Genomic DNA, 16,930 nt, shown 5'->3' on the forward strand with positions numbered 1-16,930 from the left:
TTTTCCTTCTCTTTATCTTTCAGAAAACTCACCTAAGCAAAAGTTTAAATTGTTTGATTGAATGCAAACTTGATGCGTGTCATTTTGCTGTTCAATCGATGCTGTTTGCAGTAAGTTGTAGTAACAACTGCGGCTAAAACTGGCGAAAAGGTTTTTTCGTATTTGTATGATGGGAAGTTGTTGAGACTGATAATGGCTAAAGTTTATTTGTGTCTGTTCAGTTAAAGTGACGCTATTTTCACAGTTATCAAAAAAACGATATACCGGTTTAGCTTGCTGAATGATTTCAAAGTCGATAATAGTAAACGGCATCCATTCAACTTTTATGGCAACTTTTTCTACCGGAGTAACCAGAAAATATTGATGACCTTCTTTTTTTAATACGCGTGAAAACAGTAAAATCATTTTGTGACGTGTAAATGGTGTACCTTGATACAACCAAGTGCCATCAGCTTTAATGATGAGATCGATTTCACCACAAAGTTGTGGATTCCACTGGTCGACTGGTGGCAATGGGTTATCGCCAATCGCTTTGATAAGTGACTCGGTTGTCGACATATCAGGCTTCGCCTTTTTTAATCCAATAGTGAAAGGGAGAGCTGTCCGTTTGTGCTTCGAGCAATTGATGATCCATAAACTCACAAAAGCTGGGAATATCTCTTTTGGTTGCAGGATCATCTGCCACAATATGAAGTATATCGCCTGTATCAATTTTTCGCATCGACTTGCGGATCATCATAATGGGTTCGGGGCATTTCAGCCCCAATGTATCAAGCGATATTTTTGTATTGCTTTTAAATGACATTTTCTTTTTTTGATTGACCAGGTTTCTTGTTTATCAAAGAATCAACTTATTCATTGCCATCAGAAGAGGTAGACTGACTTAAATCCGATCGATTCGAATTTTGCTGATTTGAATATCCCTGATTCGACCCCCCTTGATTTGAGCGGTGGTGTTTGCTTCGGCCTTGAGAGCGATTGTTGTTTTGCTTAAACTTTTTAGGTTCTGCTTTCATTGGTGGTTTTATGTCCACCAAGAGTTCTGGTGTTACATCGGCGGTTTGGATGGTATGTTCAATATAGCTTTCAATGGCGGGAAGATTAAAGGCGTTATCTTCACCGGCAAATGATATTGCATCACCTTCCGCGCCGGCGCGAGCAGTCCGGCCAATACGATGAACATAGTCTTCCGCATCTTCTGGTAGATCGAAGTTAAAAACATGGGTAACTCCGTCAATATGTAATCCCCTTGCAGCAACATCTGTGGCAATCAGCATCTGAATTTTGCCGGTTTTTAATTCATCTAACAGGCGAATGCGTTTACGCTGTGGAACATCCCCTGTAAGCAAGCCTGCTTTAATATCATTGCCTCTTAAACTCAGCCATACCTGCTCTGCCTGTCTGCGGGTGTTGGTGAATATCATCGCTTTTTGTGGTTGATGTTTTTGAATCAGACCTATCAGTAATGGTAACTTTTCGTGGTTGGCAGGATAATATAATACTTGAGTAACACGATCAGCTGTCACTTGTTCTGCTTCAACATGAATATGCTGCGGGTGATTCATATGCTCGTAAGCTAATTCTTTAACCCGATGCGACAGGGTGGCTGAAAACAGCATATTCAAGCGTTCTGTTGGTTTTGGCATTTTACGAAATAAATAACGAATATCGTTAATAAAGCCCAAGTCAAACATCCGATCAGCTTCATCAAGTACTACACAGTCAAGTGCATAGAAATTAAAAATATCTTGTTTAAAATAATCGATAAGGCGACCAACGGTACCAATCAACACATCGCAGCCAGCTTCTATTTCTTCACGTTGTTTGTCATAGTCGGCGCCGCCAAAGGCAACACACATTTTTAAGTCAGTAAACTTTGCCAGTTGCTTAGCATCTTCAAAGATTTGAATAACCAGTTCTCGCGTTGGCGCAATAATGATAGCCCTTGGCTCGTTTGGCTGACGATCTTCAACTTCTGGTAATGTCAGCAGTTCGTCGAGTATAGCGAGCAGAAAAGCATTGGTTTTTCCTGTGCCGGTTTGTGCTTGCCCAGCAACATCTTGTGCATTTAGTAACAGCGGTAATGCCTGTGCCTGAATTGGGGTCGCGTACTGGTAACCCAGCACTTTAAGTGCTTTAAGAAGTTTCGGGTGTAACCCTATGTTTTTAAAAGTGGTTTTTGATAGATGAGTAACCATATAAGCGAAGTATCCTAATAATTTTAAATGCTTTTTTGAGATCTCTAGTTGCAACTTGAATCAACAGATAGCAGAATAGACTCGTTTCGTTGCATTTTAATCAATACCGCATCATATCATCATACTCGGCATGCGGGCGAATAGTGTTTTGTAGGAGAATAAATTTCATGAACGACAAGATTGTTCAATTAACTGATGCTAGTTTTGAAGATGAAGTCTTAAAATCGGATATGCCTGTTTTGGTGGACTTTTGGGCTGAGTGGTGCGGTCCTTGTAAGATGATAGCGCCGATTTTGGATGAGTTGGCTGATGAATATGATGGTAAAGTAAAAATTGCGCAGTTAAATATTGATGAGAATCAAGCTACTGCACCTCAATATGGTGTTCGTGGAATTCCCACTTTGATTTTGATTAAAAATGGTTCAGTAGAAGCGCAACAAGTTGGCGCTATCAGCAAATCTCAATTAGCTGCATTTTTAGATAGCAATATTTAGAATCAGCAATTAAATGTTAGAGTGTTTGGTGTTTTTTTGTGCTGAACACTCTGTTAAAAGTTGTCGACTTAACAAAAATAATCGAATATCATTCGAAATAGCTAAAAAATTGGACAATCAATTATTTTAGTGCTACTTTTCACTAGACAGCTCATTTCAAGGTCTCCTGACCAAAAAATGAAAATTCTAAAGAACTAGTCATCATTCTTCTGTAATCAGTAAAAAACATTAAAGTTAAGTGAATAAAGTTAAATTGCTTTTCATTCAAGCTAAATCGTATTTTTTGCAATCCATTCTGATTTTTGAATGTGTGATTTCTAGTATACAGGTTAAATAAGCGTTGATTTTTAATAACAAGAGTTTACACGCAATCCTAAATCCATAACCCCATTCTTTAATAAAAAGTAATTTTATGAACCTAACCGAAATTAAACAATTGTCTGCGACCAAACTGAGCGAAATGGCTAAAGAAGCCGGACTCGATGATGCAGCACGTATGCGTAAGCAAGATATTATTTTTGCCATTCTAAAAAATCACGCAAAAAGCGGCGAAGATATTTTTGGTGATGGTGTTTTAGAAATTTTACCTGATGGTTTTGGTTTTTTGAGAAATGCCGGTTCTTCCTATTTGGCTGGTCCTGACGATATTTACGTTTCTCCCAGTCAAATCAGACGATTTAGTTTGCGTACCGGTGATACTATTTCCGGAAAAATTCGTCCCCCGAAACATGGTGAGAGATATTTTGCGCTGTTAAAAATAAATGAAATCAATTTTGATAGCCCTGAAAATGCCAAAAATAAAATTCTCTTTGAAAACTTAACACCGCTACATCCCGATGAACGTATGATCATGCAACGCGGCAATGGATCGAGTGAAGATATTACTGCTAGAGTCATTGATTTGGCATCGCCGATAGGTAAAGGACAACGTGCTTTAGTTGTTTCGCCACCCAAAGCTGGTAAAACGATGATGATGCAAAATATTGCACAATCAATTACTGCGAATTATCCCGAGTGTGTTTTGATTGTATTATTGATTGATGAACGGCCTGAAGAAGTCACTGAGATGGAGCGCTCCGTACGCGGTGAAGTAGTTGCTTCAACATTTGATGAGCCTGCCAGCCGTCACGTTCAAGTTGCTGAAATGGTTATTGAAAAAGCCAAACGATTGGTCGAACATAAAAAAGATGTTGTTATTTTACTCGACTCAATTACTCGTTTAGCTCGAGCGTACAATACGGTAATACCTTCATCTGGCAAAGTCTTAACTGGTGGTGTTGATGCCAATGCGCTGCAACGACCAAAACGCTTTTTTGGTGCTGCCAGAAACATTGAAGAAGGTGGTAGTTTGACCATTATTGCAACTGCACTGGTTGATACTGGTTCTAAAATGGATGAAGTCATTTATGAAGAATTTAAGGGAACTGGTAATATGGAACTTCATCTTGACCGAAAAATTGCTGAAAAGCGTGTTTTTCCTGCTATAAACTTTAACCGCTCTGGTACACGGAAAGAAGATTTACTCACCACACCTGATGAACTGCAAAAAATGTGGATTTTGCGTAAAATTATCCATCCAATGCAAGAAATTGAAGCGATGGAGTTTTTAGTTGATAAATTGGCTCTGACTAAAACTAACGATGAGTTCTTTGATTCAATGAAGCGTAAGTAGTTTGCAGGGAAATGTATTCACCAACCGTTCACTATAAAGATCTTAGAGACTTTCTTGATTATCTTGAACAGCAGGGCGACTTAAAAAGAATTCAATATCCGGTTGATCCTGTTTTGGAAATGACCGAAATTGCTGATCGCGTATTGCAAGCTGACGGCCCTGCTTTACTATTTGAAAATCCAAAAGGTTTCGATACGCCTGTGCTGGCAAATCTGTTTGGATCAACCCGACGGGTTGCCGCTGCAATGGGTTGTAAAGATGTTGCCATGTTACGTGATGTCGGTAAATTGCTGGCATTTTTAAAAGAGCCTGATCCGCCCGCAGGATTAAAAGATGCATGGAGTAAAGCACCTATATTCAAGCAGGTTTTGAATATGCATCCAAAGGTTGTAAGGTCCGCAGATTGCCAGCAAGTTGTTATTGAAAAAGATTCCGTTGATTTAGGGCAAATTCCTATTCAAACCTGTTGGCCAGGTGATGTTGCGCCATTGATTACATGGGGATTAGTGATTACCCGTGGACCCCATCAGACTCGACAAAATCTCGGCATATATCGACAGCAGGTCATTGGCAAAAACAAACTAATCATGCGCTGGTTATCTCACCGTGGTGGAGCACTAGATTTTAAAGAATGGCAAAGTGCACATCCTGGCGAACCTTTTCCTGTCAGTGTGGCGTTGGGGGCTGATCCCGCGACTATTTTGGGGGCCGTCACACCTGTCCCGGATTCGTTATCGGAATATGCGTTTGCAGGATTATTGCGAGGCGAAAAAACACGCGTTGTTAAAAGTCTTTTAAATGATCTGCAAGTTCCAGCGAGTGCCGAATTTGTGTTGGAAGGGTTTATTTATCCCGGAGAAACTGCGCCAGAAGGTCCTTATGGTGATCATACGGGCTACTATAATGAAGTTGAGGAATTTCCGGTTTTTACGGTTGAAAAAATTACTCATCGGCAATCACCGATTTATCATTCTACTTATACCGGAAGGCCGCCTGATGAGCCGGCGATTCTTGGTGTTGCATTAAATGAAGTATTTATTCCATTACTTCAGAAACAGTTTCCTGAAATCGTTGATTTTTATTTGCCGCCCGAAGGTTGTTCTTACCGATTGGCTGTGGTGACTATGAAAAAACAATACCCTGGTCATGCTAAACGCGTGATGATGGGAGTATGGAGTTTCTTGCGTCAGTTTATGTATACCAAGTTTGTAATAGTAACTGATGATGATATCAATGCGCGTGATTGGAAGGATGTGATTTGGGCGTTAACCACGCGCGTGGATCCGACACGCGATACTTTGTTGGTTGATCATACACCAATTGATTATCTGGATTTTGCCTCGCCTGTTTCTGGTTTAGGTTCTAAAATGGGCATTGATGCGACAAATAAATGGCCTGGTGAAACTCAAAGAGAGTGGGGAAATGCCATTGCCATGAGTGAGGATGTGAAACAATATATTGATAGTATTTGGGATGAATTGAATTTATGAAAAAAATTGATTGTATAACACGCGAAATAATTTCTCTGAGTCCCCAGATATATTGTGTTCGTCTTTCTCCTGTTACCGAAGATATTTTTCCGTTTACTGGGGGGCAGTATTTATTTTTGAGTATGCCTGACGGTATGCAAGTGCCTCTTTCAATTGCCAGTTCGCCCGAAGAAAAAACTTTTATTGAATTACATATTCGAATTACTCATGAAGATAGTCTTGCCTCACAAATGCTTGAACTTTTTCAAAGTAGTAAACAGTTTCAGGTATCTGGCCCGAGTGGAAAGTGTGTTTTAAATGACAGTAATGATGATGTTGTTATTATTGCTGGTGGCACAGGAATGTCGCCAATGAAAAGTATTTTGGAAAGTGCCTTTGCCAACAAAATTATGCGCCAATTTTCACTGTTTTTGGGTGCACAAACTTCTGCTGAACTCTATGTTTGTCCATTGGCAACCGATTGGGAGAAGCAACATCCCAATTTTAAGTTTTATCCAGTTATCGATATAGCTGAAGAAAACTGGCAAGGTGATGTTGGTTTTCCTCATCAGGTCGCCATAAAAAAACTTGGCGATAAAATTTCTCAGTGCGATTTTTACTTGGGTGGTTCAGCGAACATGGTTTTGAGTGTTTATCATGACTTATTATTAGCTGGCGCATTAAAGCACAAAATTTTCGGCGATATGCTGGATATTAAACGTGAAATGGGTGAAATAGATTAAGCCAGGGATTGCTTTCCCCGGCTTTTTTACCGAAAATTAAAAGCGATATTTATCCAATATTTTTTGATAATCTCCACTTTGTTGCAGTTGATGGAGTGCCCGATTAAATGCAACTACTGTTTCAGGCTTAACGCTTTTTTTACTAAACATCAGTGCAACATCGCCACTATGAATTTTGATGGGGTGAGCTTCAATTTGTCCTTGCAGACCTTTCCGTTTGATGGTGTAACCGGCAACAAATGGATCTTCTAAAAATCCATCTATCTGATTTTGTATAAGGTTATAGAAGTTAACTTCTGAGGTGGGCACACTGACAAATTTATCTTTAAATGGCTCGCTATCTTGCAGATTAGTAACCATTTCACCGTAGATATAATTTTCGGTGACTCCAAGTTTAAATTCTCCAGTTAAAATATCAGTGAGTTTGCTTTGTGTGTATTTGTTCGCTTCATTCTTACGAACATAAAGTACAAAAGATTCCTGTCGGTAATAATCTGAAAAAAATGCAAACTTTTCTCGAGCTGACGTTTTTGATGCCCCGCCTAATAGATCAATATTACCATTGCGAACATCATCTAATAAGTTCATCCAGTTTTTCTGAACGAATGTAAGTTCGCAGCCTGCTATTGTAGCCATTGCTTTGACTAAATCAATTTCTAATCCGCGTACCTGATCTTCCGGAGTTAAATATTGATAAGGTTCCCATGGATCCCACCCCATCGTTAATTGACATTGATTCTCAGGTTTAGGTGGCGGCTGATTAGCCATTGGTGGCGTTGTTACTTCTTGGGGGGGCGTATTTTCAGTATTTGACGGCTCGCTGCAATTGACGAGTAAAAAGACCATGCAACTTAAAAGACCGAACTTAGACAAGATTTTCATTCAGCGCTCCTTTTTACTATAAAGTGTGCCAGCTTTTATAATTTAAGTGTAGTTGAGCTCTATCCTTTTAACACGGCTGTTTGCCAGAAAAATTCAACAATTTTAGGCGAGGTTATCAGAGGAGCAAAGTGAATGGATAATTAGAGTGAGGATGTGATTAGAAAATCTCAAATAAAAAAGGCGTCGATATGACGCCTTCTGGACTCTTTAAATCAAAACAAAATTATTAACTCATACAGGCTTTAATCTTGTTCATTGCATTTTTTTCAAGTTGACGAATGCGTTCTGCTGAAACCTGATACTTTTCAGCTAACTCTTGTAGTGTAGCCTTTTCATCATTCAACCAGCGAGCAGCAAGAATTTCCTGGCTACGTTCATCTAAAGTTTGGATGGCATTAAATAAACGCTTTTGATGATGAGATTCCCAATCCTGTTGCTCAAGTGTTTGTGCTGGATCGCTCTCAGGAGCTTCCAGATAAGCCGCTGGAGCGAAGGTACTCTCTTCATCGGCATCATTGGGTAAATCAAAAGCGGTATCACGTGAATTTAAACGACTTTCCATGCGGCGAACTTCTATTTCTGATACTCCTAAGTCATCCGCGACTGCTTTGACTTCATCATTATTTAGCCAGTTAAGGGTTTTTTTGGCACTTCTTAAATTAAAGAATAATTTACGCTGCGCTTTAGTGGTTGCCACTTTGACTATTCGCCAGTTTCTCAATACAAACTCATGGATTTCAGCTTTGATCCAGTGAACAGCAAACGAGATTAAACGGACACCTATTTCTGGGTCAAATCGCTTAACTGCTTTCATCAGGCCAACATTGCCTTCCTGGATGAGATCGGCTTGGGATAGCCCGTAGCCACTATAGCTTCTGGCAATATGTACAACAAAACGAAGGTGAGAAAGAATCAATTCTCGAACAGCAGCCAAATCGCCTTCATCTTTATAGCGGGTTGCCAAATTGTATTCTTCTTCAGGTGTTAGTACTGGTACAGAGTGAATGGCTGTAACATAGGCATCGATATTGCCTTGAGGTACAGACATCGCCACTGTTGCTAAAGCTTTACTCATTGTTTAAAACCTCGTTTTATTTAAATCCCTGAAAATATTAATAAAATAACGACTTGATTATTTTAAGTGCTATTTTTCCAAGCGGGTTAACCTGACTGATTTGATATATCAGTAGGGTTTACTGCCCAGCTGGCATTTAGTGTAGCACTCTTGTGCTGAGAGTGCTAATGTTTTAGCACCTGTCCGTTTAGAGTGCTACTTTTTAGAAAAGTTTCCTTATTTTACAATTTGTTACACGCTATTGGTAAATTGTGTGCTTGGACTAATATGGGGACGAATACGATATTTGACAGGGTAAATATGTATACAAATGTTTCAATGCAATTATCTTGGTTCTATTTGGCGAATGTGTCGCCCTACACTTAGCCATGATCCCATTAATCCAAGAAGACAGCTGATACCGATCAGTTTACAGCTTTGCTGCAGGCTAAGCCCCGCAATCTGATATTGGCTTTGATAGAGTCCTGCCAGATTTGCAACAGGTTCTTTCAGCCAAAGTAGAGAAATACTCAATATAAGCCAACAACATATACCCGCGAAGAGTCCATACCAAAAACCGGTATATAAAAATGGTCGGCGAATAAAGGCATCGGTTGCGCCAACTAGCTTAACCACTTCGATTTCTTCGCGGCGATTTTGTACTGACAAACGAATGGTATTGCCAACAATCAATAAAACGGCCAGCGCCAAGGCAATTCCAAGTGCCGTTGCTGCTTTTTCTGCCAGTTGTAGCAATGCATAGAGTTTTCTTACCCAGTCGAGATCCAGTTGCGCCAGCTCAACTTCAGGGTGTGCTTTAAATTCAGCCAACATTAATTCAGAAGCTTGTGGCGAAGTATGAGTCGATTTGGGCTGAATTATCAGAACGGGTGGCAGCGGATTGCTATCTAGTTCAAGTAGGGCATCAGCAAAACCTGAGCGCTCTTTAAAGTCAGCAAGTGCTTGCTCCTGAGTAATAACCTGAATAGATTGGACACTACTTAGTTGTCGCAATTCGCTTGCCAGATCGTTAATTGATTTTGGTTTGAGGTCAGTTTTTAAGTAAAGCGAAATTCGACTGGCACCATCCCAGCTTTTCGACAGGGTTTTACCATTATCCAGCAATATTTGCAGACCCGCAGGTAAAGCCAGTGCAATGGCTATAACCAGAATGGTCATTAAACTGGATATTGGCGTCTTAAAAATATCTTGAACACCCCTTATCGCTTCGACTTTATGCAAGCGAGTAAGCATTTTCAGCTTGGTGGAAAGGGTTGCGCCGCGCGAAAGACTGGCACCAGTGAGCTGTTCGCTACTCATGGACTGATACCTCGCTATGATTGGCAACTTCTTGATCTTGTACGAGTTGTCCTTCTTTCATGACTAAAGTTCGGTAATGCATTCGAGCAATTAAGCTTAAGTCATGCGATGCAATTAATAAACTGACGCCGACCTGATTAAACTGCTCAAATAAGTGCATGATTTCTGCAGAAAGATCGGGGTCAAGATTACCGGTTGGCTCATCTGCAAGCAATAAAGGTGGTTTATTAACAACGGCTCGTGCAATACCGACACGTTGCTGCTCACCTCCAGATAGTATAATGGGGGAATGTTTTTCTTTAGACAACAAGCCGACTTTATCCAGGGCCGCTCTCACACGACGGCCTATTTCACGGTGTGGATAGCCTGCAATTAATAACGGAAGCGCGACATTATCAAAAACACTGCGATCAAATAGTAAGCGGTGATCTTGAAAGATCATGCCAATATCTCGTCTCACAGTTGGTATTTTACGGCGGCTGATACGATTAAAATTACGACCATTAATAATAACCTGACCCGATGTTGCGCGCTCCATTAAACAAATGAGTTTGAGTAGCGTACTTTTTCCTGCGCCAGAGTGTCCGGTAAGAAACGCCATTTCACCATCGGCCAGTTCAAAGCTTACTTGTTTTAATGCTTCCTGGCCGTTGGGGTAACGCTTACAAACCTGCGCAAACTCGATCATGGCTAGCCTCAGTTATTCTTTTTATTATTGGTCAAATAATGCATCAATATAGTCTTGTGCCTTAAAGGTGCGCAAATCTTGCTTGGTTTCACCGACACCAATAAAACGAATGGGAAGTTTTAATTTATCTGCTAAAGCAAATACAACACCACCCTTGGCGGTGCCATCGAGCTTGGTAATGGTGACACTATTGAGGTTGACCGCTTTATTGAACTCAACTGCTTGAACCAGTGCATTTTGGCCCGTACAGGCATCAACAACGAGCATGATTTCGTGAGGTGCTTGTGCATCAACTTTTTGCATCACGCGTTTTACCTTAGTGAGTTCTTCCATCAGATTACTTTTGTTATGTAAGCGACCGGCGGTATCAGCAATAACCACATCGACATTTCGTGCCTTTGCAGCTGCAACCGCATCATATATAACTGAAGCGCTATCGGCACCGGTATGCTGTGCAACTACAGGAACATTATTTCGCTCACCCCAAGTTTTGAGCTGCTCGACCGCTGCGGCTCGAAAAGTATCCCCCGCTGCTAACATAACGCTTTTACCTTCGGCTAGAAAGCGATGTGCCATTTTGCCAATAGTAGTGGTTTTACCAACACCATTAACACCGACTACCAAAATAACAAATGGGTTAGGCTGTTGAGGAATATGCAGTGGTTGCTCTACAGGTGATATAACCGCTAAAAGCATTTCTTTTAAACGATTCATTAAAGCTTGAGTATCTTTTAGCTCTTTACGGTCGGATTTTTCAGTTAAATCTTCAATAATTCTGGTTGTGGCATCGACTCCGACATCGGCCATCAATAATAAGGTTTCAACTTCTTCCAGAATATCTTCGTCAATTTCTTTTTGGCCTAACAGGAGATTGGCCAGTCCTTTAGAAAATTGAGAACGCGTTTTTGAAAGTCCGGCCTTTAGGCGTTGAAAAAGCGATTGTTTAGTTGGTTTTTCCTGCGGCTGTGAAATTGCCGGAGGATTTTCTGCTTTAGTGTCTAGTGCATCTTCTGTTTGAGTTAACGGTGTTTCACTAGATGGTTGTGATACTTCAGATGATTCTGTCTGAATTTCTGAATGCTGGCTATCAAGAATTTGGTCGACCGCTTGATTGTGTGTCAGATCATCGGATTCTTTGATTGACTGAGTGGAAGCTTCTTCTGTCTGTTCTCGATTATCTGATTGTTTTTTATCCTGTTTTTGAGATTTTTTCTTACTGCCAAACCAGCTAAACAGGCCTTTTTTCTCCGAGGATTTGTCGGACATTCAATTCTCTTATTCATTCAAATATAAACTGAGGCTATGCTATCATCATTTTTCAAAATGTTCGAGTTGGCTTTCCGTCGAATACTCGGTTTCGCCGTTTTCGGCTGATTTGTCCCCATCCTTTCTAAATAAAAAGACACTTTGATTGAGTTTTGGCTGATTCAGGGATTTTTATAGCAAACTAAAAAAAACTTACCGCTGATTTAACTGTTTGTAAAACCACAAAGTTTTTAATTCATTGGTAATAATCGAATCATTTCAAGGTATTCGGTATATCTCAACAAATTAATCTATTTTTTTGATTGTAAGCTTAAAAAGATTATCCTTTTTTACGTAGGGGCTACTCGTTATCCTTGTAGTAATCGGTCATCCATCAAATACTGAGGACTTAACTGTGCCTTTTTATATCAAACAAGGGAAGATTCCCCCTAAAAGACATATCACTTTTTATCGTGATGACGGGGAACTATATCGTGAGGAATTGTTTTCCACTCATGGTTTTTCGAATATGTATTCGAATAAGTATCATCACAGTATGCCAACTAAGGTACTACGAGTTGAGCCTTACGAAGTTGATCACGGTCAAGTTTGGCAAGATACATTACTTCAAAATTATAAAGTTCATACGCAACGAATTGAAAGCCACGGTAATTTTTACTCTGCGAGACGAATGCAGGTATTTAATAACGATGTTGCAATGTACACAGCGAAGGTCACCGAAGATACGGGACAATTTTATCGAAATGCCTATGCAGATGAAATTGTTTTTATTCATGAAGGGAGCGGCACCCTCACCTCGGAATACGGTAACCTGGAAATTAAAAAATGGGATTATCTGGTTATCCCTAAAGGGACTACCTATCAACTAAAGTTTGATAGCTATGATGAGGTGCGTTTGTTTGTCATTGAATCACCGACAATGGTGAATATTCCTAAGCACTTCCGTACACCTACCGGACAGCTTCTTGAAAGTGCACCTTATTGTGAGCGAGATATTCGTACACCAGAATTGCAAGCACCCACTATTGAAAAAGGTGAGTTTGAACTGGTGATTAAGTACGGTGACCGATATCAACGCAGCGTTTTCGAATGGCACCCATATGATTTGGTTGGATGGGACGGTGCGTGCTATCCATGGGCATTTAATATTGACGACTACGCGCCCAAAGTTGGCAAAATTCATTTGCCGCCTAGTGACCACTTAGTGTTTACAGCAAACAATTTTGTTGTCTGTAATTTTGTGCCAAGACTCTATGATTTTCATCCAGAGTCAATTCCTGCACCTTATTACCACACCAATATCGATAGTGAAGAAGTTTTATATTACGTTCATGGTAATTTCATGAGCCGTACTGGTATTGAATCTGGCTCGATGACCTTACACAAAAAGGGTGTACCACATGGTCCACAACCCGGTAAAACTGAAGAGTCGATTGGTAAAAAAGAAACCTATGAGTATGCGGTAATGGTTGACACCTTTAATCCGCTCAATATGACTAATCACTTTCGCGATTGTATGGAAAAAGATTACAACCAAAGTTGGTTAGAAGATTAAGTGACTGGAGAAAATAATGACTGAACATCAAGTGGAAAATCCACTGAAATTACGTGGAATTTCATTTACCGAATTTTGTTCGGCCGATACAACCTTTATGCATGATGTATTTATGGATTTCGGCTTTTCAAAAATTAAAAAGTACAAAGGTAAAGATATTGTTTACTATAAGCAAAATGACATTCACTTTTTGCTAAACGCTGAAAAAAAAGGTTTTTCTGCTGAGTTTACCAAGGCGCATGGTCCTGCAATTTCATCGATGGGCTGGAAAGTGGATGATGCCGAATTTGCGAAGGCTGAAGCTGTTAAACGTGGAGCGAAACCTGCGGAAGAAACTGACTTCCCCTACCCTGCTATTTACGGGATTGGTGACAGCTTAATTTATTTCATTGATAAGCACGACGGTGATAATTCAATTTGGGCAACGGATTTTGAAGATTTAGCTGATCCTATTGTACAAGAAGATAAAGGATTTATCGAAATCGATCATCTGACTAATAATGTTTACAAAGGTACTATGGAGACATGGTCAAACTTTTATAAACAAGTGTTCGGTTTTGATGAAATTCGTTATTTTGATATTAAAGGGGTTAAAACTGCATTGTTATCTTATGCGCTGCAAAGTCCGTGTGGTACTTTCTGTATTCCTATTAACGAAGGGAAAGATGATAACAATAATCAGATAGATGAGTATCTAGATATTTATAATGGTCCAGGTGTTCAGCATCTGGCATTTAGAACACGTGATTTGGTTGCATCTTGTGATGCACTTAAAGGTTCATACATTGAAACTCTGGACATTATCCCTGAATACTATGAAACTATTTTTAAACGAGTTCCTTGGGTAAAAGAAGATCGTGAAAAAATTAGAAATCACCAGATCTTGGTAGACAGTCAGGCTGAAAATACTTATTTACTACAAATATTTACCAAGAACTTATTTGGTCCAATTTTCATCGAAATGATTCAGCGTGAAAATGATCGCGGTTTTGGTGAGGGTAATTTCCAAGCTCTATTTGAGTCGATTGAACGTGATCAGGAAAAGCGTGGTGTAATCTAGTTTTAGCTGAGATCCATAACATAATGAAAAAGGAGGCAAAGCCTCCTTTTTTGTATCTTTAATTAATTTTTTAAGATGATTGCTTTAACCATTGAGCAATTTCTGTATTGAACTCACCTAAAAGTGGTGGACTTGAAACCGAGTCTAGTGTTGCGTTATGAAACTTAATCGGATTTTTCATTTGAGGGATATTACCAAACTGAGGATGTTCAATATAAGATACCAGATCACGATGCTTGATTTGTGGATCATTAAGTATTTCATCGATGCGGTTAATCGGGCTACAGGGTATACCTGCCAAATTCAGCCGGTCCAGCCAATAGGACTTATCGGCTTGTGCAAATGCCGCTGCAACAATATTAACTAGCTGTTCGGCATGAGAAACCCTAAGCTCATTACTTTGAAAATGTGGATTTGACTTAAGCGCTGGCTGTTTGATGACATCACATAATTTCAAAAACTGCTGGTCGTTGCCAACAACTATAGCAATATAACCATCCTGACAGGCAAATACATCTTGTGGTTGAATATTGGGATGTCGATTACCGGTTCGCTGAGGTATTTGACCTGAGGTCAGGTAACTCATTTTGCGGTTAGCTAAAGTGCTGACCATAACATCTAACATGGCAATATCAATATATTCGCCTTGACCTGTTCTTTCGCGGTGATTGAGTGCAGCAAGAATCGCACTAGAAGCGTACATGCCTGTCATCAAGTCAACAATCGGAATGCCGACTTTTTGCGGCACGCCTTTTTGGCTCTCGGGTTCCCCTGTAATACTCATTAAGCCACTCATTGCCTGAATCATAAAGTCATAAGCTGCTTGCTCGTGACGCGGCCCATCTTGACCAAATCCCGTGATCGAACAATATACAATCTGTGGATTGTGCTGTTTTAAATCGTTATAAGACAGCCCCAATTTTTTTAATGTACCAGCTTTGAAGTTCTCGACAATCACATCAGATTTTTTCACTAGTTGATAAATGAGTTGTTGCCCTTCGGTTGATGATAAGTCAACTTCAAGAGAGCGTTTACCCCGATTAGCAGAAAGATAATATGCCGACAGGGCTGCTTGGGAATGATCTAAAGATTCAACAAATGGCGGACCCCATTGGCGGGTATCATCACCAACATTAGGGCGTTCCACTTTGATAACGTTGGCACCCAGATCTGCCAAAAATTGGGTTGCCCAAGGGCCAGCTAAAATTCTGCTCAAATCTAAAACTTGAATATGGGTTAGAGGTCCAGCCATTAGCACGCCACTGTTTCAATTAAGGTCGTCATATCTTAATACCTTAATGATCAAAGGTGTTAATTAAAAATTAAGTCAATTGGTATAATAAAAAGCAGCAATACTGCCAAGGAAAGCATTAATCCCATAGCGAAAAAGCAGGCAATACCAATTAAAATCGCTTTGAACAATGAATGAACAGGATAGTTAGCCTGTTCATGCGCAAGTAATTTTTCACCTTGAAATATATAACTGATGGGGAGTATGAGTACTGCTGCTAGAAAATTATAGAAAAAATAAAGCAATAGTGATGGTTGTTCAACAAATAGACTTGTAAATAAAAATACAATCGTTGCCACTGTGGTAAATATAATGGTGATAAAGGCGGCTGTCGATTGTTTGAACTTATTAAAATTACTTTGTAAAAGAATACCTGCCGCTAGAAATGAACCAAAAATTGTTGCAATTGAGATAGCGGCAATGCTGTATAACTTGCCTGTGTATTCCTCATCAGCTGCAGACGGGTCAATATGAGACTCAGGCGCTTGATAGGGATTATCGATAATTTTTTTCTCTTGTGCTTTCATCGGTACTCTGACTACAATGTGGCAGCAATAAGTATAAATTTTATTGATTCAGGAAGCTATTGTGCAACTTTATTATACAAAATCTTCGCCTTATGCCAATTGTGTCAGAATGGTTATTTCTGAAGTTGGCATTGAAAGCAATGTCGAATTAAAAGAAGTTCATCCTTTTGATAATGTCTCTGATTTCCTTGCTGTGAGTCCTTTGGGAAAGGTTCCTTGTCTAGTTGATTCGGGTGAAGTTATATTAGATAGCGAAGTGATTTGCGATTATTTGGATGCAAATTTTACGGGAGGGACGTTATTTAACCCAATATATGCTGATTGGCGGTTGAAAACTTTTTATTCCGTTTGTTCTGGTTTAATCGACACCTGTGTGGCACGAAGAATTGAGCAGGTCAGAGAAAATGAAGGATTAAAATCAGCTTTTTGGTGGGAGCGTTATAATCAAGCGATTGAGAGAACTCTTATTGATATTGAACAACGTTTGTCACTTTTACCCGAAGATTTTAGCATTTTGCATATTAATATATTGAGCTGTTTAGCTTACCTTGACTTCCGTCATAGTGATATTCAGTGGCGTCAACATTGGGGTGAATTAGCTGAGTTTTTTGCAGAACAAAGCCAACGTAAGTGCTTCCAAGAAAATCCATTAATTGGATAAAGTTAGCTGTCCGACAAATTAAAAAGGCGGAATAACACCGCCTTTAAAAA

Annotated in this window: 17 protein-coding genes; 7 read left to right on the plus strand and 10 right to left on the minus strand. The window is 39.7% G+C overall.

What is annotated here, in order from left to right; all coding sequences use genetic code 11:
* Positions 1 to 12: 12 nt before the first annotated feature.
* Genes ABVT42_RS10740 through rhlB form a run of 3 tightly spaced genes read right to left on the minus strand, consistent with a single transcriptional unit; the run spans position 13 to position 2,198 of the window.
* Entirely contained in the window at positions 13 to 558 is a 546-nt protein-coding gene (locus ABVT42_RS10740) for a DUF1285 domain-containing protein (protein WP_353896704.1), read from the minus strand.
* A gap of 1 nt (position 559) precedes the next feature.
* Complete coding sequence (gene tusA / locus ABVT42_RS10745) at positions 560 to 805, minus strand: sulfurtransferase TusA (RefSeq protein WP_353896703.1); 246 nt, start codon at positions 803 to 805, stop codon at positions 560 to 562.
* Positions 806 to 851: 46 nt separating this feature from the next.
* Positions 852 to 2,198, minus strand: coding sequence for an ATP-dependent RNA helicase RhlB (gene rhlB / locus ABVT42_RS10750; protein WP_353896702.1), 1,347 nt, complete (start codon positions 2,196 to 2,198; stop codon positions 852 to 854).
* Between the two features lie 167 nt (positions 2,199 to 2,365).
* Between rhlB and trxA the strand changes: the two genes are divergently transcribed.
* The 4 genes from trxA to ABVT42_RS10770 all read left to right on the plus strand — a co-directional run bounded on the left by trxA (position 2,366) and on the right by ABVT42_RS10770 (position 6,576).
* The gene (gene trxA, locus ABVT42_RS10755; RefSeq protein ID WP_353896701.1) at positions 2,366 to 2,692 is read left to right on the plus strand and encodes a thioredoxin TrxA; all 327 of its coding nucleotides are present in this window, start codon (positions 2,366 to 2,368) and stop codon (positions 2,690 to 2,692) included.
* A gap of 412 nt (positions 2,693 to 3,104) precedes the next feature.
* Positions 3,105 to 4,364 (plus strand): transcription termination factor Rho, encoded by a 1,260-nt coding sequence (gene rho, locus ABVT42_RS10760; RefSeq protein WP_353896700.1) that lies wholly within the window; start codon positions 3,105 to 3,107, stop codon positions 4,362 to 4,364.
* A gap of 11 nt (positions 4,365 to 4,375) precedes the next feature.
* Positions 4,376 to 5,854, plus strand: coding sequence for a 4-hydroxy-3-polyprenylbenzoate decarboxylase (gene ubiD, locus ABVT42_RS10765; RefSeq protein WP_353896699.1), 1,479 nt, complete (start codon positions 4,376 to 4,378; stop codon positions 5,852 to 5,854).
* Positions 5,851 to 6,576 carry an FAD-binding oxidoreductase gene (locus tag ABVT42_RS10770; protein WP_353896698.1) on the plus strand — a complete coding sequence of 242 codons (726 nt, stop codon included), beginning with the start codon at positions 5,851 to 5,853 and terminating at the stop codon, positions 6,574 to 6,576. The genes ubiD and ABVT42_RS10770 overlap by 4 nt, the downstream gene beginning before the upstream one ends.
* Before the next feature lie 36 nt (positions 6,577 to 6,612).
* Here the strand turns inward: ABVT42_RS10770 and ABVT42_RS10775 are convergent, their stop codons facing one another.
* From ABVT42_RS10775 to ftsY, 5 genes are all read right to left on the minus strand, one after another.
* Positions 6,613 to 7,458 (minus strand): substrate-binding periplasmic protein, encoded by an 846-nt coding sequence (locus ABVT42_RS10775; protein WP_353896697.1) that lies wholly within the window; start codon positions 7,456 to 7,458, stop codon positions 6,613 to 6,615.
* A 226-nt stretch (positions 7,459 to 7,684) separates the two neighbouring features.
* Positions 7,685 to 8,533, minus strand: coding sequence for an RNA polymerase sigma factor RpoH (rpoH, locus tag ABVT42_RS10780; protein ID WP_353896696.1), 849 nt, complete (start codon positions 8,531 to 8,533; stop codon positions 7,685 to 7,687).
* A gap of 324 nt (positions 8,534 to 8,857) precedes the next feature.
* On the minus strand, positions 8,858 to 9,832 hold the full coding sequence (gene ftsX, locus ABVT42_RS10785) for a permease-like cell division protein FtsX (protein WP_353896695.1): 975 nt from the start codon (positions 9,830 to 9,832) through the stop codon (positions 8,858 to 8,860).
* A complete protein-coding gene (gene ftsE, locus ABVT42_RS10790) occupies positions 9,825 to 10,520 on the minus strand; it encodes a cell division ATP-binding protein FtsE (protein WP_353896694.1) in 696 nt (231 codons plus the stop codon). The genes ftsX and ftsE overlap by 8 nt, the downstream gene beginning before the upstream one ends.
* Positions 10,521 to 10,544: 24 nt before the next feature.
* Positions 10,545 to 11,786 (minus strand): signal recognition particle-docking protein FtsY, encoded by a 1,242-nt coding sequence (gene ftsY / locus ABVT42_RS10795; protein ID WP_353896693.1) that lies wholly within the window; start codon positions 11,784 to 11,786, stop codon positions 10,545 to 10,547.
* Between the two features lie 394 nt (positions 11,787 to 12,180).
* On the opposite strand from ftsY, the gene ABVT42_RS10800 reads away from it, so the two are divergent.
* Positions 12,181 to 13,341: a homogentisate 1,2-dioxygenase gene (locus tag ABVT42_RS10800; protein ID WP_353896692.1), complete on the plus strand. Its 1,161-nt coding sequence runs from the start codon at positions 12,181 to 12,183 to the stop codon at positions 13,339 to 13,341.
* A 16-nt stretch (positions 13,342 to 13,357) separates the two neighbouring features.
* Positions 13,358 to 14,401 (plus strand): 4-hydroxyphenylpyruvate dioxygenase, encoded by a 1,044-nt coding sequence (gene hppD / locus ABVT42_RS10805; RefSeq protein WP_353896691.1) that lies wholly within the window; start codon positions 13,358 to 13,360, stop codon positions 14,399 to 14,401.
* Positions 14,402 to 14,471: 70 nt separating this feature from the next.
* Here the strand turns inward: hppD and ABVT42_RS10810 are convergent, their stop codons facing one another.
* The gene (locus ABVT42_RS10810) at positions 14,472 to 15,653 is read right to left on the minus strand and encodes a CaiB/BaiF CoA transferase family protein (RefSeq protein ID WP_353896690.1); all 1,182 of its coding nucleotides are present in this window, start codon (positions 15,651 to 15,653) and stop codon (positions 14,472 to 14,474) included.
* 59 nt (positions 15,654 to 15,712) lie between these two features.
* A complete protein-coding gene (locus ABVT42_RS10815) occupies positions 15,713 to 16,219 on the minus strand; it encodes a hypothetical protein (RefSeq protein ID WP_353896689.1) in 507 nt (168 codons plus the stop codon).
* 61 nt (positions 16,220 to 16,280) lie between these two features.
* On the opposite strand from ABVT42_RS10815, the gene ABVT42_RS10820 reads away from it, so the two are divergent.
* Positions 16,281 to 16,880, plus strand: a complete 600-nt coding sequence (locus ABVT42_RS10820; protein WP_353896688.1) for a glutathione S-transferase family protein — start codon at positions 16,281 to 16,283, stop codon at positions 16,878 to 16,880.
* The last annotated feature ends 50 nt before the right edge of the window (positions 16,881 to 16,930 follow it).

The organism is Aliikangiella maris (assembly GCF_040719265.1).
GTDB classification, from domain to species: Bacteria; Pseudomonadota; Gammaproteobacteria; order Enterobacterales; family Kangiellaceae; genus Aliikangiella; species Aliikangiella maris.

Coding starts and splice junctions, on each gene's coding strand:
- ABVT42_RS10740 (WP_353896704.1), bottom strand. CDS start 558: ATGTCGACAACCGAGTCACTTATCAAAGCGATTGGCGATAACCCATTG.
- tusA (WP_353896703.1), bottom strand. CDS start 805: ATGTCATTTAAAAGCAATACAAAAATATCGCTTGATACATTGGGGCTG.
- rhlB (WP_353896702.1), bottom strand. CDS start 2,198: ATGGTTACTCATCTATCAAAAACCACTTTTAAAAACATAGGGTTACAC.
- trxA (WP_353896701.1), top strand. CDS start 2,366: ATGAACGACAAGATTGTTCAATTAACTGATGCTAGTTTTGAAGATGAA.
- rho (WP_353896700.1), top strand. CDS start 3,105: ATGAACCTAACCGAAATTAAACAATTGTCTGCGACCAAACTGAGCGAA.
- ubiD (WP_353896699.1), top strand. CDS start 4,376: ATGTATTCACCAACCGTTCACTATAAAGATCTTAGAGACTTTCTTGAT.
- ABVT42_RS10770 (WP_353896698.1), top strand. CDS start 5,851: ATGAAAAAAATTGATTGTATAACACGCGAAATAATTTCTCTGAGTCCC.
- ABVT42_RS10775 (WP_353896697.1), bottom strand. CDS start 7,458: ATGAAAATCTTGTCTAAGTTCGGTCTTTTAAGTTGCATGGTCTTTTTA.
- rpoH (WP_353896696.1), bottom strand. CDS start 8,533: ATGAGTAAAGCTTTAGCAACAGTGGCGATGTCTGTACCTCAAGGCAAT.
- ftsX (WP_353896695.1), bottom strand. CDS start 9,832: ATGAGTAGCGAACAGCTCACTGGTGCCAGTCTTTCGCGCGGCGCAACC.
- ftsE (WP_353896694.1), bottom strand. CDS start 10,520: ATGATCGAGTTTGCGCAGGTTTGTAAGCGTTACCCCAACGGCCAGGAA.
- ftsY (WP_353896693.1), bottom strand. CDS start 11,786: ATGTCCGACAAATCCTCGGAGAAAAAAGGCCTGTTTAGCTGGTTTGGC.
- hppD (WP_353896691.1), top strand. CDS start 13,358: ATGACTGAACATCAAGTGGAAAATCCACTGAAATTACGTGGAATTTCA.
- ABVT42_RS10810 (WP_353896690.1), bottom strand. CDS start 15,653: ATGGCTGGACCTCTAACCCATATTCAAGTTTTAGATTTGAGCAGAATT.
- ABVT42_RS10815 (WP_353896689.1), bottom strand. CDS start 16,219: ATGAAAGCACAAGAGAAAAAAATTATCGATAATCCCTATCAAGCGCCT.